General features: G+C 58.9%; 14 protein-coding genes. 10 read left to right on the top strand and 4 right to left on the bottom strand.

Translation table 11 applies throughout. The features are described from left to right. Positions 1-29: 29 nt before the first annotated feature. A complete protein-coding gene (gene coaD, locus Q4Q11_RS03830) occupies positions 30-542 on the bottom strand; it encodes a pantetheine-phosphate adenylyltransferase (RefSeq protein ID WP_112507114.1) in 513 nt (170 codons plus the stop codon). A 126-nt stretch (positions 543-668) separates the two neighbouring features. Here coaD and Q4Q11_RS03835 point away from each other — a divergent pair, with 126 nt between their 5' ends. From Q4Q11_RS03835 to Q4Q11_RS03850, 4 genes are all read left to right on the top strand, one after another. Next, positions 669-968: a hypothetical protein gene (locus Q4Q11_RS03835; protein ID WP_498568713.1), complete on the top strand. Its 300-nt coding sequence runs from the start codon at positions 669-671 to the stop codon at positions 966-968. 91 nt (positions 969-1,059) lie between these two features. Next, on the top strand, positions 1,060-1,218 hold the full coding sequence (locus Q4Q11_RS03840; protein WP_498568714.1) for a hypothetical protein: 159 nt from the start codon (positions 1,060-1,062) through the stop codon (positions 1,216-1,218). 39 nt (positions 1,219-1,257) lie between these two features. After that, entirely contained in the window at positions 1,258-1,392 is a 135-nt protein-coding gene (locus Q4Q11_RS03845) for a hypothetical protein (RefSeq protein ID WP_257713997.1), read from the top strand. Between the two features lie 181 nt (positions 1,393-1,573). Then, complete coding sequence (locus Q4Q11_RS03850; protein ID WP_498568715.1) at positions 1,574-2,464, top strand: NAD-dependent epimerase/dehydratase family protein; 891 nt, start codon at positions 1,574-1,576, stop codon at positions 2,462-2,464. A gap of 146 nt (positions 2,465-2,610) precedes the next feature. On the opposite strand, the gene gyrA is transcribed toward Q4Q11_RS03850, so the two are convergent. Next, positions 2,611-5,403 carry a DNA gyrase subunit A gene (gyrA, locus tag Q4Q11_RS03855; protein ID WP_498568716.1) on the bottom strand — a complete coding sequence of 931 codons (2,793 nt, stop codon included), beginning with the start codon at positions 5,401-5,403 and terminating at the stop codon, positions 2,611-2,613. Between the two features lie 225 nt (positions 5,404-5,628). Between gyrA and Q4Q11_RS03860 the strand changes: the two genes are divergently transcribed. Then, entirely contained in the window at positions 5,629-6,261 is a 633-nt protein-coding gene (locus tag Q4Q11_RS03860; protein ID WP_113215481.1) for a MarC family protein, read from the top strand. A gap of 65 nt (positions 6,262-6,326) precedes the next feature. Here the strand turns inward: Q4Q11_RS03860 and Q4Q11_RS03865 are convergent, their stop codons facing one another. Beyond that, complete coding sequence (locus tag Q4Q11_RS03865) at positions 6,327-6,893, bottom strand: single-stranded DNA-binding protein (RefSeq protein ID WP_113215480.1); 567 nt, start codon at positions 6,891-6,893, stop codon at positions 6,327-6,329. Between the two features lie 271 nt (positions 6,894-7,164). Between Q4Q11_RS03865 and uvrA the strand changes: the two genes are divergently transcribed. Further along, positions 7,165-10,086, top strand: coding sequence for an excinuclease ABC subunit UvrA (uvrA, locus tag Q4Q11_RS03870; RefSeq protein WP_112507122.1), 2,922 nt, complete (start codon positions 7,165-7,167; stop codon positions 10,084-10,086). Between the two features lie 33 nt (positions 10,087-10,119). Beyond that, positions 10,120-10,926, top strand: a complete 807-nt coding sequence (locus Q4Q11_RS03875) for a DUF72 domain-containing protein (RefSeq protein WP_113215461.1) — start codon at positions 10,120-10,122, stop codon at positions 10,924-10,926. Between the two features lie 16 nt (positions 10,927-10,942). Here Q4Q11_RS03875 and Q4Q11_RS03880 read toward each other — a convergent pair whose 3' ends face one another. Continuing rightward, positions 10,943-12,418: an NAD(P)H-hydrate dehydratase gene (locus Q4Q11_RS03880; RefSeq protein WP_498568717.1), complete on the bottom strand. Its 1,476-nt coding sequence runs from the start codon at positions 12,416-12,418 to the stop codon at positions 10,943-10,945. 347 nt (positions 12,419-12,765) lie between these two features. Between Q4Q11_RS03880 and Q4Q11_RS03885 the strand changes: the two genes are divergently transcribed. The 3 genes from Q4Q11_RS03885 to hspQ all read left to right on the top strand — a co-directional run bounded on the left by Q4Q11_RS03885 (position 12,766) and on the right by hspQ (position 15,122). Then, positions 12,766-13,104, top strand: coding sequence for a P-II family nitrogen regulator (locus Q4Q11_RS03885; RefSeq protein ID WP_015339877.1), 339 nt, complete (start codon positions 12,766-12,768; stop codon positions 13,102-13,104). A 64-nt stretch (positions 13,105-13,168) separates the two neighbouring features. Then, positions 13,169-14,578 carry a type I glutamate--ammonia ligase gene (gene glnA, locus Q4Q11_RS03890; protein WP_112507128.1) on the top strand — a complete coding sequence of 470 codons (1,410 nt, stop codon included), beginning with the start codon at positions 13,169-13,171 and terminating at the stop codon, positions 14,576-14,578. A gap of 214 nt (positions 14,579-14,792) precedes the next feature. Next, complete coding sequence (hspQ, locus tag Q4Q11_RS03895; protein ID WP_112507130.1) at positions 14,793-15,122, top strand: heat shock protein HspQ; 330 nt, start codon at positions 14,793-14,795, stop codon at positions 15,120-15,122. Positions 15,123-15,256: the final 134 nt, after the last annotated feature.

Consider the following 15,256-nt stretch of genomic DNA (forward strand, 5'->3'; position numbering starts at 1 on the left):
GGATGCTCCATTCGGGATTGGATTTCGGCTCAGCTGTTGCCGCCGGCCATATTTTTGAGTTTGGCAGTCAGGGCTTCCAGCACCGCCGACGGCACGAAGGCGCTGACATCGCCGCCCATGGATGCGATCTGCCGCACCAATGTGGCGGTTATGGGCCGCGAGGCCGTGCCGGCCGGCAGAAACAGCGTCTGAATGTCCGGCGCCATCTGCCTGTTCATGCCTGCCATCTGCATTTCATAATCGAGGTCGGTGCCATCGCGCAGGCCGCGCACAAGCAAGGTCGCGCCATGGGTGCGGGCGGCATCGACGACCAGATTGTCGAAGGCGACGACGGAAATATCACCCACCTTTTGCGGCAGGGCTTCGCCGAGCGATCGCCGGATCAGCTCCGCCCGCTCCTCGAAGGAAAAAAGCGGCTTCTTGCCGGGATGAATGCCGATCCCGACGATCACCTTCGAGGCGACATTCAACGCCTGCACGAGGACATCCAAATGTCCGTTGGTCATCGGATCGAAAGATCCGGGATAGAAGGCTGTCGTCATACCAAGCCGGCTCGTTGTTTCGACGCCTTTTGTCACGGATGACGCCGCATCGCAAGTCATTTGCAACCCAAGGACCACTGCTGAACAGCAGATGAATGCAGCATTCAAGCCCGTTTCAGCTCGGCAATGATTTACTGGCATCAACATCGAAACGGGCCCGGATCAACAGCCCGCCGGTCTCCGCTGCAGGGAAATCATGCCATGCTCGTCTTCATTATCGCAGGCGCCATCATCGGTTCATTTTTCGTCGAGTACCTCGTTCATCTTTTCGCCGACAATTATGAAATCGAATGGGACTTTGCCTCAGAAAACGGCAAGGACATCGATTTTGCCCAAGAAATCGCCACTGCCATGCGCAAAACGCATCGCGAATCTGAACGCCAGATGAACAAGGCATTCAAAGTCGCTTCAGGCATGCATTGCTAGATACCTCTCAACATCGGCGGAACCATTTGCAAACCGCCGCGTTTCAACTTCGAAACTCAGACTGCATATTGCGGCAAGAAGGAAAATGAGCATGTCCCACAAGATCACCCTTATTAACGTTGTTTGGATGGCCATGATTTCGGGAATGCTCGCAGCAACCGTTGCGCTTTACGACCAGAAACCCGACCAGTCGAAGATCTACGGTCCCTTTGCTTCGGCTCGTCCCTTCGTTGCCTCGAGCCAGTACTAAGGGATCTGAACGCTAGTCCCACCAAAGGAGGGAGCGATCATGTTCACAATTTTGACGCTGCTTACACTTTTCATCAGCATCATGTTTGTCGTGTCAGTCGCATCCACCATTTCGGCACTCCATCGCGAAAGCGAAGAGAGCAAGAGACTGCATAAGCGTCACAAGACGCTCTGATCTCCGCGTACCGGGCATCTCCCCCCGCCATATGCTCGGATGGACACCGAACCGGACGCTCCCCGCCAGCGTCCGGTTTTTTTATTGCGTAATTTCAATCGATTGCCATGACCGCCTAATTTCGCGACATCGAAAGCAGCTATCGCTATACTGCGATCCAGCTTCATTTTGGGGAGCGATAATGCGCATTGTTCTGACCGGCAGTTCGGGGCGGCTCGGCCGCGCCATCTTCAATATATTGGCGGTGCATCATTCGGTTGTCGGAATCGATCGCTCACCATTTTCGACAACACATCTTGTCGGAGATTTCACCGATCCGGCGCTGCTGCGCAAGGCACTCAAAGACAGCGATGCGATCATCCATTGCGCCGCCCTTCATGCTCCTCATGTCGGAACGGTTTCCGACGATGAATTCCGCAGCGTCAATGTGGAGGGAACACGCTTATTGGCGGAGGCGGCTCTGTCTGCCGGCGTCAGCAGGCTTATATTCACCAGCACCACAGCCCTTTATGGCCATGCAGTCGTTCCAGACCGCTGCATATGGACCGATGAAGACACTGTTCCGCAACCCAAAAGCATCTATCATCGCACGAAGCTGGAGGCCGAACGGCTGCTGGAGGACATGGCCGGACCAGATTTGCAGCTACGCGTTTTGCGCATGTCTCGCAGTTTTCCGGAGCCCGCTAATGTCATGGCCGCTTACCGATTGCATCGCGGCATCGACATAAGGGACGTTGCCGATGCCCATGCGGCCGCCTTGACCAATAGCGGCAATCACTTTCAACGGCATATCATCTCTGCGGGAACGCTATTCAAACCGGAGGATTGCGAGACCTTGGCGATCGATGCCGCTTCCGTCATCCGGTTACGCGCGCCCGGTCTCGCTGCGAAATTTGCGCAACGAAACTGGCCTCTGCCTCAAAGGATCGATCGCATCTACGCGTCGAAATCCGCGGGCTCCTCTCTCGGGTGGCATTTCCGCTTCGGTTATGACGAAGTTTTCGCGCAGCTGGATCGGACAAGCCTCGAGGTTTTGCCGCCCCTTTCCCGAAGCAATAGCCAATCGGAATAGAACGATGGCCACGCGACGGTGAAGTCCGAGCTAAGCCGCAAAAGCAATCGCATGAGCCTGTTGTCAAGCTCATGCGATTGAAACTGTTCGATTTTCGAGCGGATCGACCGGTCAGCTACGGGCTTGTCCCACAGGTGCAGCGAAGTTCATTCTTCGCTGCCCCCTTCGCCGGTATCTCCAGCTTCACCAGCAACGGCATCACCTTCTGCAGCCGCGGCATCGTCCTCGTCGGTCTCCGGTTCGCTAATACGCTCGACCGACACGACCTTCTCATCCTTCGCAGTGGAGAAAATGGTGACGCCCTTGGTGGCGCGGCTGGCGATACGGATACCGCCAACGGGGACGCGGATCAGCTGACCGCCATCCGAGACGAGCATGATCTGATCGCCGTCCTCGACCGGGAATGCGGCAACAAGCTCGCCGATCTCGCCCGTCTTCGACGTGTCGGTGGCACGGATGCCCTTGCCGCCGCGGCCGGAGATACGGAAATCGTAAGAGGACGAACGTTTGCCGAAACCCTTTTCCGACACCGTCAGAACGAATTGCTCGAGAGCCTTGAGCTCTTCATAGCGCTCGTCGCTGAGCTGCCCCTCTTCGGTGACTTCTTCGCCGACCAGCGCGATTTCCTCGTCCTCGCCGGTCGCCGAGCGACGCTCGCTGACGGAGCGCTTGAGGTAGGCGGCACGCTCCCAGGGTTCGGCATCGACGTGGCGGACGATGGTCATCGAAATGATGCGATCGCCGGATGCAAGGGTGATGCCGCGCACGCCGATCGAATTGCGGCCGGCAAAGACACGCACATCCGAGACAGAGAAACGGATGCACTGGCCGAGCGCCGTCGTCATCAGCACGTCGTCACGCTCAGTACAGGTCTCGACGGAGAGGATTTCATCGCCTTCCTCTTCGAGCTTCATGGCAATCTTGCCGTTGCGGTTCACCTGCACGAAATCCGACAGCTTGTTGCGGCGCACGGTTCCGCGCGTCGTCGTGAACATGACGTCGAGATCATCCCAGCTGTCCTCATCCTCGGGCAGAGGCATGATCGTGGTGATCCGTTCGCCGGGCTCCAGCGGCAGCATGTTAATCAGCGCCTTGCCGCGCGAAGTCGGCGTGCCGATCGGCAGCCGCCAGACCTTTTCCTTGTAGACAATACCGCGGGACGAGAAGAACAGAACCGGCGTATGCGTATTGAGAACAAATAGCCGAGTAACGAAATCCTCGTCGCGGGTAGTCATGCCGGAGCGGCCCTTGCCGCCGCGACGCTGCGCACGATAAGTCGTCAGCGGCACGCGCTTGATGTAGCCGAGATGAGAAACGGTGACGACCATATCTTCGCGGGCGATCAGATCCTCGTCGTCCATCTCGAGACCGCCATCGACGATCTCAGTGCGGCGCGGCGTTCCGAACTCGTCGCGAACGGCGGCAAGCTCTTCTTTTACAATAGTTTGGATGCGGGCGCGCGACGAGAGAATATCGAGATAGTCCTTGATCTCGACGCCGATCTGATTGAGTTCTTCGTCGATTTCATCACGGCCAAGAGCGGTCAGGCGGGCCAGGCGCAGTTCGAGGATGGCGCGGGCCTGCTCTTCCGAGAGGTTGTAGGTTCCGTCCTCGTTGATGCGGTGGCGGGGGTCGTCAATTAGCCGGATAAGCGATTCGACGTCCGCCGCATTCCAGCGTCGAGTCATCAGCTCTTCGCGGGCCGATTGCGGATCGGGCGCCTGGCGGATAACGCGGATGACTTCGTCGATATTGGCAACGGCAATCGCCAGACCGACCAAGACGTGGGCGCGATCTCGCGCCTTGCGAAGCAGGTACTTGGTGCGGCGGCTGATGACTTCCTCGCGGAATGCCACGAAAGCCCGCAGCATGTCCATCAGGTTCATCTGTTCCGGCTTGCCGCCGTTCAGCGCCACCATGTTGCAGCCGAAGGAGGTCTGCAGAGGCGTATAGCGATAAAGCTGGTTCAGGATGACATCGGCATTGGCATCGCGCTTCAGTTCGACGACGACGCGATAGCCCTGACGGTCGGATTCGTCGCGAAGGTCCGAGATGCCTTCGATGCGCTTCTCGCGCACGAGCTCGGCCATCTTCTCGATCATCGACGCCTTGTTCACCTGATAGGGGATCTCGGTGATGATGATCTGTTCGCGATCGCCGCGCATGGGTTCGATGGTCGCAACACCACGCATGACGACGGAGCCCCGGCCCGTTTCATAGGCGGAACGGATGCCGGCGCGGCCGAGAATCTTCGCACCCGTCGGGAAATCTGGTCCGGGGATGATCTGCATCATCTCGGGCAGTTCGATGGCGGGATTGTCGATCAGCGCGATACAGCCGTCGATCACTTCCGAGAGGTTGTGCGGCGGAATATTCGTCGCCATGCCGACGGCGATACCGCCGGAGCCGTTGACGAGCAGGTTCGGGAAGCGCGCGGGCAGGACCTTCGGCTCTTCCGTCGTTGCGTCGTAGTTTTCCTGGAAATCGACCGTTTCCTTGTCGATATCTTCGAGAAGCTCGTGAGCGACCTTCGTCAGGCGGGATTCCGTGTAGCGCATCGCCGCCGGCGGGTCGCCGTCGATCGAGCCGAAATTGCCCTGCCCGTCGATGAGCGGCACGCGCATCGACCAGTCCTGCGCCATGCGGACCAAGGCGTCATAGATCGAGGCGTCGCCGTGCGGATGATAGCTACCCATGACATCTGCGACGGGGCGCGCCGACTTCACATATTTGCGGTTCCAGTGATAGCCGCTCTGATGCGCCGCATAGAGGATGCGCCGATGAACTGGCTTCAAACCATCGCGAACGTCGGGAAGCGCGCGGCTGACGATCACGCTCATGGCGTAATCGAGATACGACCGCTGCATTTCCTCCATGATGGAAATCGGCTCGATGCCTGGCGGGAGCTTCCCGCCGCCGGGTGGTGTTTGCTCAGTCAAAACAGATCACGATCTCTTTTAGAATCACTGCGAAATTTATAGCGGAAAGGCCCGGTGAGCGCCAATTTGGGCCAATGTTTTTGAACAGACTTTTGCCTGTATAAGCCACGAAATCGAACATTTCCGTGGCGCAACCCGGCAATAGCGGAGCACAGCTCTTTGCGAAAGCCCATTCCTCGCATAACAATGCGCGATAACAACGACAAAACAAGCTTCGGGGACTATATGGCGAGCGCGGATACGCTAATCAATGCCTTCACGACTCTGCTTGTGACTGTCGATCCGCCGGGGCTCGCGCCGCTCTTCATCGGGCTCACGGCCGGCATGAATCGCGCCGAGCGCAAGCAGGTGGCGCTGCGTGGCTCGCTGATCGCCTTCTTTATCCTGGCAGCCTTTGCGTTGTTCGGAGCAAGCGTGCTTGGCGTTCTCGGCATTTCGATCGGCGCCTTCCGCATCGCCGGCGGGCTGCTGCTATTCTGGATCGCTTTCGAAATGGTGTTCGAGCGGCGGCAGGACAGGAAGGAGAAGACGACGGAAGTCGCAATCACCCAGGATCATATCCGCAACATCGCGGTCTTTCCATTAGCCTTGCCACTGATCGCCGGTCCCGGTGCAATCTCGGCCACAATCCTCTTGGCAGGATCGCTTCAGACGACACTCGACCGAGCGCAACTCATCGGCGTGATCGCCATCAACCTCGCCCTGGTCTTTGCGGCCCTTGCCATTTCCGACAGGCTCGACCGCATGCTCGGCGCAACCGGCCGCGCCATCCTGACCCGCCTGCTCGGGGTCATCCTTGCGGCGCTTGCAGCACAATTCGTCGTGGACGGGGCAAAAGCGGCGCTCACGCTTTCATAAATGGACCTGTTCACAGAAAACCCGCGACGCGGCGGGTTTTCAAGATTTGGCTGTGTACGCCCATCTCAGAACGGGATGTCATCATCCAGATCGCGCGAGAAATTGCCGCCGCCGCCCTGGCTGCTGCTACCACGATTGCCGCTGCCGCCGCGTGAGGAGCCCTGTGAAGACGACTGGCCGTAATCATCGCCACCGTAATCGCCGCCGCCATAACCGCCACCGAACTCACCGCCGCCGCGGCCACCACGGCTGCCACCTTCGAGGGAACCGCCGCCTTCTCCGCGGCCGTCAAGCATCGTCAGCGTTGAATTGAAGCCCTGCAACACCACTTCGGTCGAATAGCGATCCTGACCGTTCTGGTCCTGCCACTTGCGGGTCTGCAGCGCACCTTCGATGTAAACCTTGGCACCCTTCTTCAGATACTGCTCGGCGACCTTGCAGAGGCCTTCATTGAAGATAACGACGCGATGCCATTCGGTCTTTTCCTTGCGCTCGCCGGAATTGCGGTCCCGCCAGGTTTCCGAGGTGGCAATGTTGAGGTTGGCGATCGGACGGCCGTCTTGCGTGCGGCGGATTTCCGGGTCCGCCCCCAGATTTCCAACCAGAATTACCTTGTTCACACTACCAGCCATGATACCACCCTGCTTGCCGCCCATCGACGGCCTTGAAACTCTATCGGTGCACCTTAACCCATAGGGGGCGTCGGGTGCTATTTATGCGGCCTTCCCAGCTCCGTTCATCCACAAAGAAATCGCCGCGATAATTTTGTTCTTTCTTTGTTCTAATTTATCCTTATGATGATGTCAACGGAATCGAAAACCGGCTCCACTCCTTCATTTCAGCCTCGACTCGCGGGCTGACATCACTAAATAAAGGCAGACTCCAAAGGACCTGCATACGACGATGAGCGAACTGAAGACTATTTCGATACGTGGTGCGCGCGAGCACAATCTCAAGGGCATCGATCTTGACCTGCCACGCAACAAGCTGATCGTCATGACCGGCCTCTCAGGCTCGGGCAAATCGTCGCTCGCCTTCGACACGATCTATGCCGAGGGGCAGCGACGCTATGTCGAAAGCCTTTCGGCCTATGCGCGCCAGTTCCTCGAAATGATGCAGAAGCCGGATGTCGACCAGATCGACGGTCTCTCGCCGGCCATTTCGATCGAGCAGAAGACGACATCGCGCAATCCGCGCTCGACGGTTGGCACGGTCACCGAGATCTATGACTATATGCGCCTGCTGTTTGCCCGCGTCGGCGTTCCCTATTCGCCCGTGACTGGCCTGCCGATCGAGAGCCAGACGGTCAGCCAGATGGTCGACCGCGTGCTCGCCTATGAGGAAGGCACGAGGCTCTATATTCTCGCACCACTCGTGCGCGGGCGTAAGGGCGAATACAAGAAGGAATTGGCGGAGCTCATGAAAAAGGGCTTCCAGCGCGTCAAGGTCGACGGCCAGTTCTACGAGATCGCCGATGTGCCGGCGCTCGACAAGAAATACAAGCACGACATCGACATCGTCGTCGACCGTATCGTCGTCCGCCCCGACATGGCGGCTCGCCTTGCGGACAGTTTCGAGACATCGCTGCGGCTCGCAGACGGACTTGCGGTTGCAGAATTCGCCGACAAGCCATTGCCGCCGGAGGAAACCGCTGCCGGCGGTTCGGCCAACAAGTCGCTGAACGAGACGCATGAACGCGTGCTCTTCTCTGAGAAATTCGCCTGCCCGGTATCCGGCTTCACCATTCCGGAAATCGAACCGCGCCTGTTCTCATTCAACAATCCCTTCGGCGCCTGTCCGTCCTGCGACGGTCTCGGCTCGCAGCAGAAGATCGATCCGGACCTGATCGTGCCGGAGCCGGAACGCACGCTGCGCGACGGCGCGATCGCGCCTTGGGCCAAATCGACATCGCCCTATTACAATCAGACGCTGGAAGCGCTCGGCAAACATTACGGCTTCAAGCTCGGCAACCGCTGGAACGAGCTGTCCGACAAGGCCAAGGATGTCATCCTGAACGGCACCGAAGACAAGATCGAATTCCATTATGCCGACGGCGCGCGCTCCTACACCACGCACAAGAATTTCGAAGGCATCGTGCCGAACCTCGAGCGCCGCTGGAAGGAAACGGATTCCGCTTGGGCGCGCGAAGAGATCGAGCGCTTCATGTCGGCGGCGCCCTGCCCGGCCTGCAACGGCTACCGCCTGAAGCCGGAAGCCCTGGCGGTCAAGATCGACAAGCTGCACATCAGCCAGGTCGCGGAAATGTCCATCCGCGTTGCCCGGGACTGGTTCAACGCACTGCCGGGCACGTTCACCGACAAGCAGAACGAAATCGCGGTTCGTATCCTCAAGGAAATCCGCGATCGCCTGCGCTTCCTCAACGATGTCGGCCTCGAATATCTGAGCCTGTCGCGCAATTCGGGCACGCTGTCCGGCGGCGAGAGCCAGCGCATACGGCTGGCGTCACAGATCGGGTCGGGTCTGACGGGCGTTCTCTACGTGCTTGACGAGCCGTCGATCGGCCTGCATCAGCGCGACAATGCCCGCCTGCTGGAGACGCTGAAGCACCTGCGCGATATCGGCAACACCGTCATCGTCGTCGAACACGACGAGGATGCGATCCTGACGGCCGATGACGTGGTCGATATCGGCCCGGCGGCCGGGGTGCATGGCGGCCAGGTGGTGGCGCATGGCACACCGCAGGATATCATGGCAAACCCGAAGTCGCTGACCGGTAAATATCTCTCCGGCGAACTCGGCGTGCCGGTCCCGGACGAGCGCCGCAAGCCCAAGAAGGGCAAGGAAATCAAGGTCGTCGGCGCAAGGGGCAACAACCTCAAGAACGTCACGGCGTCCATTCCGCTCGGCGTATTCACAGCCGTCACCGGTGTATCGGGCGGCGGCAAGTCCACCTTCCTGATCGAGACATTGTATAAGTCGGCCGCGCGTCGCGTCATGGGCGCCCGTGAAATTCCCGCCGATCACGACCGCATCGACGGTTTCGAGCATATCGACAAGGTGATCGATATCGACCAGTCGCCGATCGGCCGCACGCCGCGCTCGAACCCGGCGACCTACACCGGCGCCTTCACCCCGATCCGCGACTGGTTTGCCGGCCTGCCGGAAGCCAAGGCGCGCGGCTATCAGCCAGGCCGTTTCTCCTTCAACGTCAAGGGCGGCCGCTGCGAAGCGTGCCAAGGCGATGGCGTCATCAAGATCGAGATGCATTTCCTGCCCGACGTTTACGTCACCTGCGACGTCTGCCACGGCAAGCGCTATAACCGCGAAACGCTCGATGTGACGTTCAAGAGCAAGTCGATTGCCGACGTGCTCGACATGACGGTGGAAGAAGGCGTCGATTTCTTTGCGGCGGTTCCCGCCGTGCGCGACAAGCTGCAGAGCCTGAAGGATGTCGGCCTCGGCTATATCAAAGTGGGACAGCAGGCCAATACGCTTTCGGGTGGCGAGGCGCAGCGCGTCAAGCTGGCCAAGGAACTGTCGAAGCGATCGACGGGCCGCACGCTCTACATTCTCGACGAACCCACAACCGGGCTGCACTTCCATGACGTCGCCAAGCTTCTGGAAATGCTGCATGAACTGGTCAATCAAGGCAATTCTGTCGTCGTCATCGAGCACAATCTCGAAGTCATCAAGACCGCCGACTGGATCCTCGATTTCGGTCCCGAAGGCGGCGATGGCGGCGGCGAGATCGTTGCCGTGGGAACACCGGAGGCGATCGTCAAGGAGAAGCGCTCCTATACGGGGCAATTCCTGAGGGAGCTGCTGGAACGACGGCCGATGAAGAAGGTTGTGGCCGCGGAGTAAGATTCACTCGGACAAACGTCCAAGGAGGAGAGAATGACCAAAGCGGGCGAGATCCGCACAGGCATTGGCGGCTGGACTTTTGAGCCTTGGCGCGGGACTTTCTATCCCGACACGCTGAAGCAGAAGGACGAACTCCATTACGCCAGCAGAAAGCTGAGAGTGATCGAGGTCAACGGCACCTATTACAGCACGCAGAAGCCCGAGGTCTTCGCCAAATGGGCCGCTGACGTTCCCGATGGTTTCATTTTTTCCCTGAAAGCCACCCGCTTCGTCACCAACCGCCGGGTTCTGTCCGAAGCCGGTGAATCGATGCAGAAGTTCCTGGAGTCCGGCATCAGCGAGCTCGGCGATCATCTCGGACCTTTGCTGTGGCAATTCGCGCCGACGAAGAAATTCGATCCGGATGATTTCGAGGCTTTCCTGAAGCTGTTGCCGGCCAAGCAGGATGGCCTCGCACTGCGGCATGTCGTCGAGGTCCGGCACGATTCCTTCAAGGTGCCGGAGTTCGTCGCACTGCTCGAGAGATACAATGTGGCGCCGGTCTGTGCCGAGCATTTCGAATATCCGATGATCGCCGATGTGACGGCCGATTTCGTCTATGCCCGACTGCAGAAAGGGTCGGACGATATCAAGACCTGCTATCCGCCGAAGGATCTCAGAGCTTGGGCGGATCGCCTGAAAACATGGGCGGAAGGCAAGGTACCGGATGATCTGCCGCTGATCGATGCGAAGCGCAAAGTCAAGACCGAGCCGCGCGATGTCTTTGCCTTCATGATCCACGAGGGCAAGGTGAATGCGCCTCCCGGTGCGATTGCATTACAGGAAGAAGTTGCCAAATAGCGCTATGCGAACAGTGCTATAGCGGCTTGACGGCTTCCACGAGATCTTCGGCCGTCAGCCCTTTGCCCGCATGCTGGCCGGCAAGCCCATGCAGCCAGACGCCGGCGGCGGCAGCCTCGAAGGCCGGAGCCCCCTGCGCCATAAGACCGCCGACAATACCGGCGAGGACATCGCCGGAGCCGGCAGTTGCCAGCCAGGGCGGCGCATTCGCATTTATCAAAGCCCTGCCGTCCGGGGCGGCGATTACGCTGTCGGCGCCCTTGCAGATGATGGCGGCATGGGCTCTCTTTGCCGCCGCTCTTGCCTTGTCGATCTTGCTCAACCTCTCATCGGCGGCGATATCGGGAAAAAGACGGCCAAACTCCCCCTCGTGCGGTGTCAGAACCAGCCGCGTCCGCCCCTCGGCAAAGGCATCGAACAAACGCTGTGGATCATCGCGGAAAGAGGTGATGCCGTCCGCATCCAGCACCAGATGGCGGTCCGCAAGCGCAAGACAGAATTGCCGCGCCTTGTCGCCGGCGCCGAAACCCGGCCCGAGAACGAAGGTCGAGAGACGTTGATCGGCAAGCCATTCCCGGAGCGAGGCTTCGCCGTCGATCGGATGCAGCATGATTGCCGTGAGCAACCCTGCATTGACGTCCATCGCCTCCGGCGGAGAGGCGATGGTGACGAGCCCTGCCCCTGCCTTCAGGCCCGCCATGGCCGACATGCGCGCGGCACCCGTCGCGTTCGGGCCGCCTGAAAAGACGACGAGATGGCCGCGCTTGTATTTGTGCGCATCGGCGCCCGCCGACGGTATTTTCGGCTGCCACTGCTCGGGCGTGTTTTCAGCGATCAGTCCGCCGGCGTGGGCGCGGACGATACGGCCGGGAATACCGATGTCGAAGACCTCAAGTTCCCCGCACAGCTCACGGCCGGGAAGAAGAAGGTGACCCGGCTTGCGCGTCATGAAGGTCACCGTGCGCTCGGCATGGAAAGCCGCACGCAGTACCTTCCCGCTGCGCCCATCGAGACCGGATGGCAGATCAATGGCAATTACCGGAATATCCGCCTCGGCAACCCGGGCGATGACGGCAGCCACTTCGTCGGGAACGGGGCGGGAAAGGCCCGCACCGAAGATGGCATCGATGACGACATCTCCGGCGTGCGGAGCATAACCGGCAATCCCTGCGCCACGTATGGGACAATCGGCAGAGGCTCGGGCGGCATCGCCCTTGAGCCGTTGCGGATCACCGAGGCGGAAGAGCTGCACGTCTGCTCCGGCCTGCTGCAGTGCGCGGGCAGCAACATAGCCGTCTCCGCCATTATTGCCCGGTCCGCAAAGAACGATGTATCGAAGCGCCTCGGGGAAGGTTCTGAGTGCCGCTGCGGCAACGGCTTGCCCCGCTTTTTCCATCAGTCCATAGGAATCGATGCCGGACGCGGCAGCGTCGCTATCAACGGCGGCCATTTCGTCCGGAGTGAGGAGCAGGTCGGCGAGCGGCAACATCATGCAAGCATTATAGATGCGAAATCTGCCTTAAAAACAACCGTTATTCCGGCACCAGAATTGACTTATATGTGTGCATTTGCATGATAATTAATCAATAGCATTCAAGGACTTGCCAGAGCACAAACGTGTTGCGCGCGGCACTTTTTTACGAAATTTTGCTTATCCAACGCATTTGCGCGCGAAATCGCTTCCATTTTCCCGAAAAATCCTCATCAATTCATCGTCTCGGTGTCAATTCGCCGGGATTTTTTACAGCGGAGCATCCTCAACTGGCATGATACGTGCATTATGTTGGCCGAGCGGGGAGTATTCCTGCTGTAACAGGAGAAGCGGAGAGACATTTTCTCATGAAAAAGATCGAAGCGATCATTAAGCCCTTCAAGCTCGACGAAGTGAAGGAAGCCCTTCAGGAAGTCGGTCTGCAGGGCATCACCGTCACGGAAGCGAAGGGCTTCGGTCGTCAGAAGGGCCACACGGAACTTTATCGTGGCGCGGAATACGTCGTCGACTTCCTGCCGAAGGTGAAGGTCGAAGTTGTACTGGCGGACGAAAATGCGGAGGCGGTGATCGAGGCCATCCGCAAGGCCGCGCAAACAGGCCGTATCGGCGACGGAAAGATTTTCGTTTCCAACGTGGAAGAAGTCATTCGAATCCGCACCGGCGAAACGGGCATCGACGCCATCTAATCCGCCCGGCCCTTTCTCGGCCGAGGCTCGTTTAATCGTCATCTAAGTCAAGGGAAGCAATTTAATGACGACCGCAAGCGAAATTTTGAAGCAAATCAAGGACAACGACGTCAAGTTCGTTGATCTGCGCTTCACCGACCCGAAAGGCAAGCTGCAGCACGTCACGATGGACGTGGTCTGCGTCGATGAAGACATGTTCGCCGATGGCGTCATGTTCGACGGCTCCTCGATCGCGGGTTGGAAGGCCATCAACGAATCCGACATGGTGCTGATGCCCGATCCGGATACGGTGCATATGGATCCGTTCTTCGCGCAGTCCACGATGGTCATCCTCTGCGACATTCTGGACCCGGTCTCCGGCGAAGCCTATAACCGCGATCCCCGCGGCACCGCCAAGAAGGCCGAAGCTTATCTCAAGGCCTCCGGCATCGGCGATACCGCCTTCTTCGGCCCGGAAGCCGAATTCTTCGTCTTCGACGACGTCAAGTACAAGGCCGATCCCTACAATACCGGCTTCAAGCTCGACTCCAGCGAACTTCCGTCCAACGACGACACCGACTATGAGACCGGCAACCTCGGCCATCGTCCGCGCGTCAAGGGCGGCTACTTCCCTGTTCCGCCGATCGACAGCTGCCAGGATATGCGCTCGGAAATGCTGACGGTTCTCGCCGAAATGGGCGTCGTCGTCGAAAAGCATCACCACGAAGTCGCAGCCGCCCAGCACGAACTCGGCATCAAGTTCGAGACGCTGGTCCGTAGCGCCGACGGCATGCAGATCTACAAGTACGTGGTGCATCAGGTCGCCAACGCCTATGGCAAGACGGCAACCTTCATGCCGAAGCCGATCTTCGGCGACAATGGCTCGGGCATGCACGTTCACCAGTCGATCTGGAAGGGCGGCAAGCCGACCTTCGCCGGCGACGAATATGCAGGCCTCTCCGAAACCTGCCTCTACTACATCGGCGGCATCATCAAGCACGCCAAGGCAATCAACGCCTTCACCAACCCGTCGACGAATTCGTACAAGCGTCTCGTCCCGGGTTACGAAGCGCCGGTCCTGCTCGCCTATTCCGCTCGCAATCGCTCCGCTTCCTGCCGTATTCCGTTCGGCTCGAACCCGAAGGCAAAGCGCGTCGAAGTCCGCTTCCCTGACCCGACCGCCAACCCCTATCTCGGTTTCGCCGCCATGCTGATGGCTGGCCTCGACGGCATCAAGAACAAGATTCATCCGGGCAAGGCCATGGACAAGGATCTGTACGACCTGCCGCCGAAGGAACTGAAGAAGATCCCGACCGTCTGCGGTTCGCTGCGCGAAGCTCTGGAAAGCCTGGACAAGGACCGCAAGTTCCTGACCGCCGGCGGGGTCTTCGACGACGACCAGATCGATGCCTTCATCGAACTGAAGATGCAGGAGGTCATGCGCTTCGAAATGACCCCGCATCCGGTCGAATACGACATGTACTATTCGGCCTGATATCCGATACGAAAGCCCCGGCCTGCCGGGGCTTTCTTCATGATGGGAAAGCCGGTGGCAGGTGCCCAACGGAATGGAATTTTCACATCGGGCGACGGCTGGGCATTCGAGATAAGGCCGGACAGAATGTGACAGTTCGATGAAGGAACGGGGGCAAAATCCTTGATATCAGTGGTGAAAGTCACCACATGATTAGCTGAAAGGAAGTCGTGCCATGAAACAACGCAACGCAAAATTCAATATTGGCGACGTGGTTCGACACCGGATGTTCCCCTTCCGCGGTGTCATCTTCGATGTCGATCCGGAGTTCGCAAATACCGAAGAATGGTGGAATTCCATTCCGGCCGAAGTACGGCCCGATAAGGATCAACCCTTCTATCACCTTCTCGCCGAAAATGACGAGACGGAATATGTCGCATACGTATCGGAACAGAATCTCGTGAATGATGAGAGCGGTGTTCCCTTGCGCAATCCGCAGATTACTCAGATCTTCGACCGTGCCCCGACGGGACAGCTCAAACCCAAGATGAGCTTCGCCCACTAAGCACCATCAAAGCAACAGTTTCCGAAGGGAAGGCGCCCCAACGCCTTCCCTTCTTGCTTGAACGGCATCTGACCCTGCAGCTGCAACAGTTGCAAAGAAAAAGCCCGGATCGCTCCGGGCTTTTTCTTTGATGA

The organism is Rhizobium sp. UFLA01-1127 (genome assembly GCF_059803845.1).

Bases quoted from the DNA above. Each gene is read 5' to 3' on its own strand.
- Q4Q11_RS03850 (WP_498568715.1), top strand. From the start codon at position 1,574: ATGCGCATTGTTCTGACCGGCAGTTCGGGGCGGCTCGGCCGCGCCATC.
- Q4Q11_RS03845 (WP_257713997.1), top strand. From the start codon at position 1,258: ATGTTCACAATTTTGACGCTGCTTACACTTTTCATCAGCATCATGTTT.
- coaD (WP_112507114.1), bottom strand. From the start codon at position 542: ATGACGACAGCCTTCTATCCCGGATCTTTCGATCCGATGACCAACGGA.
- glnA (WP_112507128.1), top strand. From the start codon at position 13,169: ATGACGACCGCAAGCGAAATTTTGAAGCAAATCAAGGACAACGACGTC.
- Q4Q11_RS03835 (WP_498568713.1), top strand. From the start codon at position 669: ATGATTTACTGGCATCAACATCGAAACGGGCCCGGATCAACAGCCCGC.
- Q4Q11_RS03875 (WP_113215461.1), top strand. From the start codon at position 10,120: ATGACCAAAGCGGGCGAGATCCGCACAGGCATTGGCGGCTGGACTTTT.
- Q4Q11_RS03865 (WP_113215480.1), bottom strand. From the start codon at position 6,893: ATGGCTGGTAGTGTGAACAAGGTAATTCTGGTTGGAAATCTGGGGGCG.
- Q4Q11_RS03860 (WP_113215481.1), top strand. From the start codon at position 5,629: ATGGCGAGCGCGGATACGCTAATCAATGCCTTCACGACTCTGCTTGTG.
- hspQ (WP_112507130.1), top strand. From the start codon at position 14,793: ATGAAACAACGCAACGCAAAATTCAATATTGGCGACGTGGTTCGACAC.
- Q4Q11_RS03885 (WP_015339877.1), top strand. From the start codon at position 12,766: ATGAAAAAGATCGAAGCGATCATTAAGCCCTTCAAGCTCGACGAAGTG.
- uvrA (WP_112507122.1), top strand. From the start codon at position 7,165: ATGAGCGAACTGAAGACTATTTCGATACGTGGTGCGCGCGAGCACAAT.
- Q4Q11_RS03840 (WP_498568714.1), top strand. From the start codon at position 1,060: ATGTCCCACAAGATCACCCTTATTAACGTTGTTTGGATGGCCATGATT.
- Q4Q11_RS03880 (WP_498568717.1), bottom strand. From the start codon at position 12,418: ATGATGTTGCCGCTCGCCGACCTGCTCCTCACTCCGGACGAAATGGCC.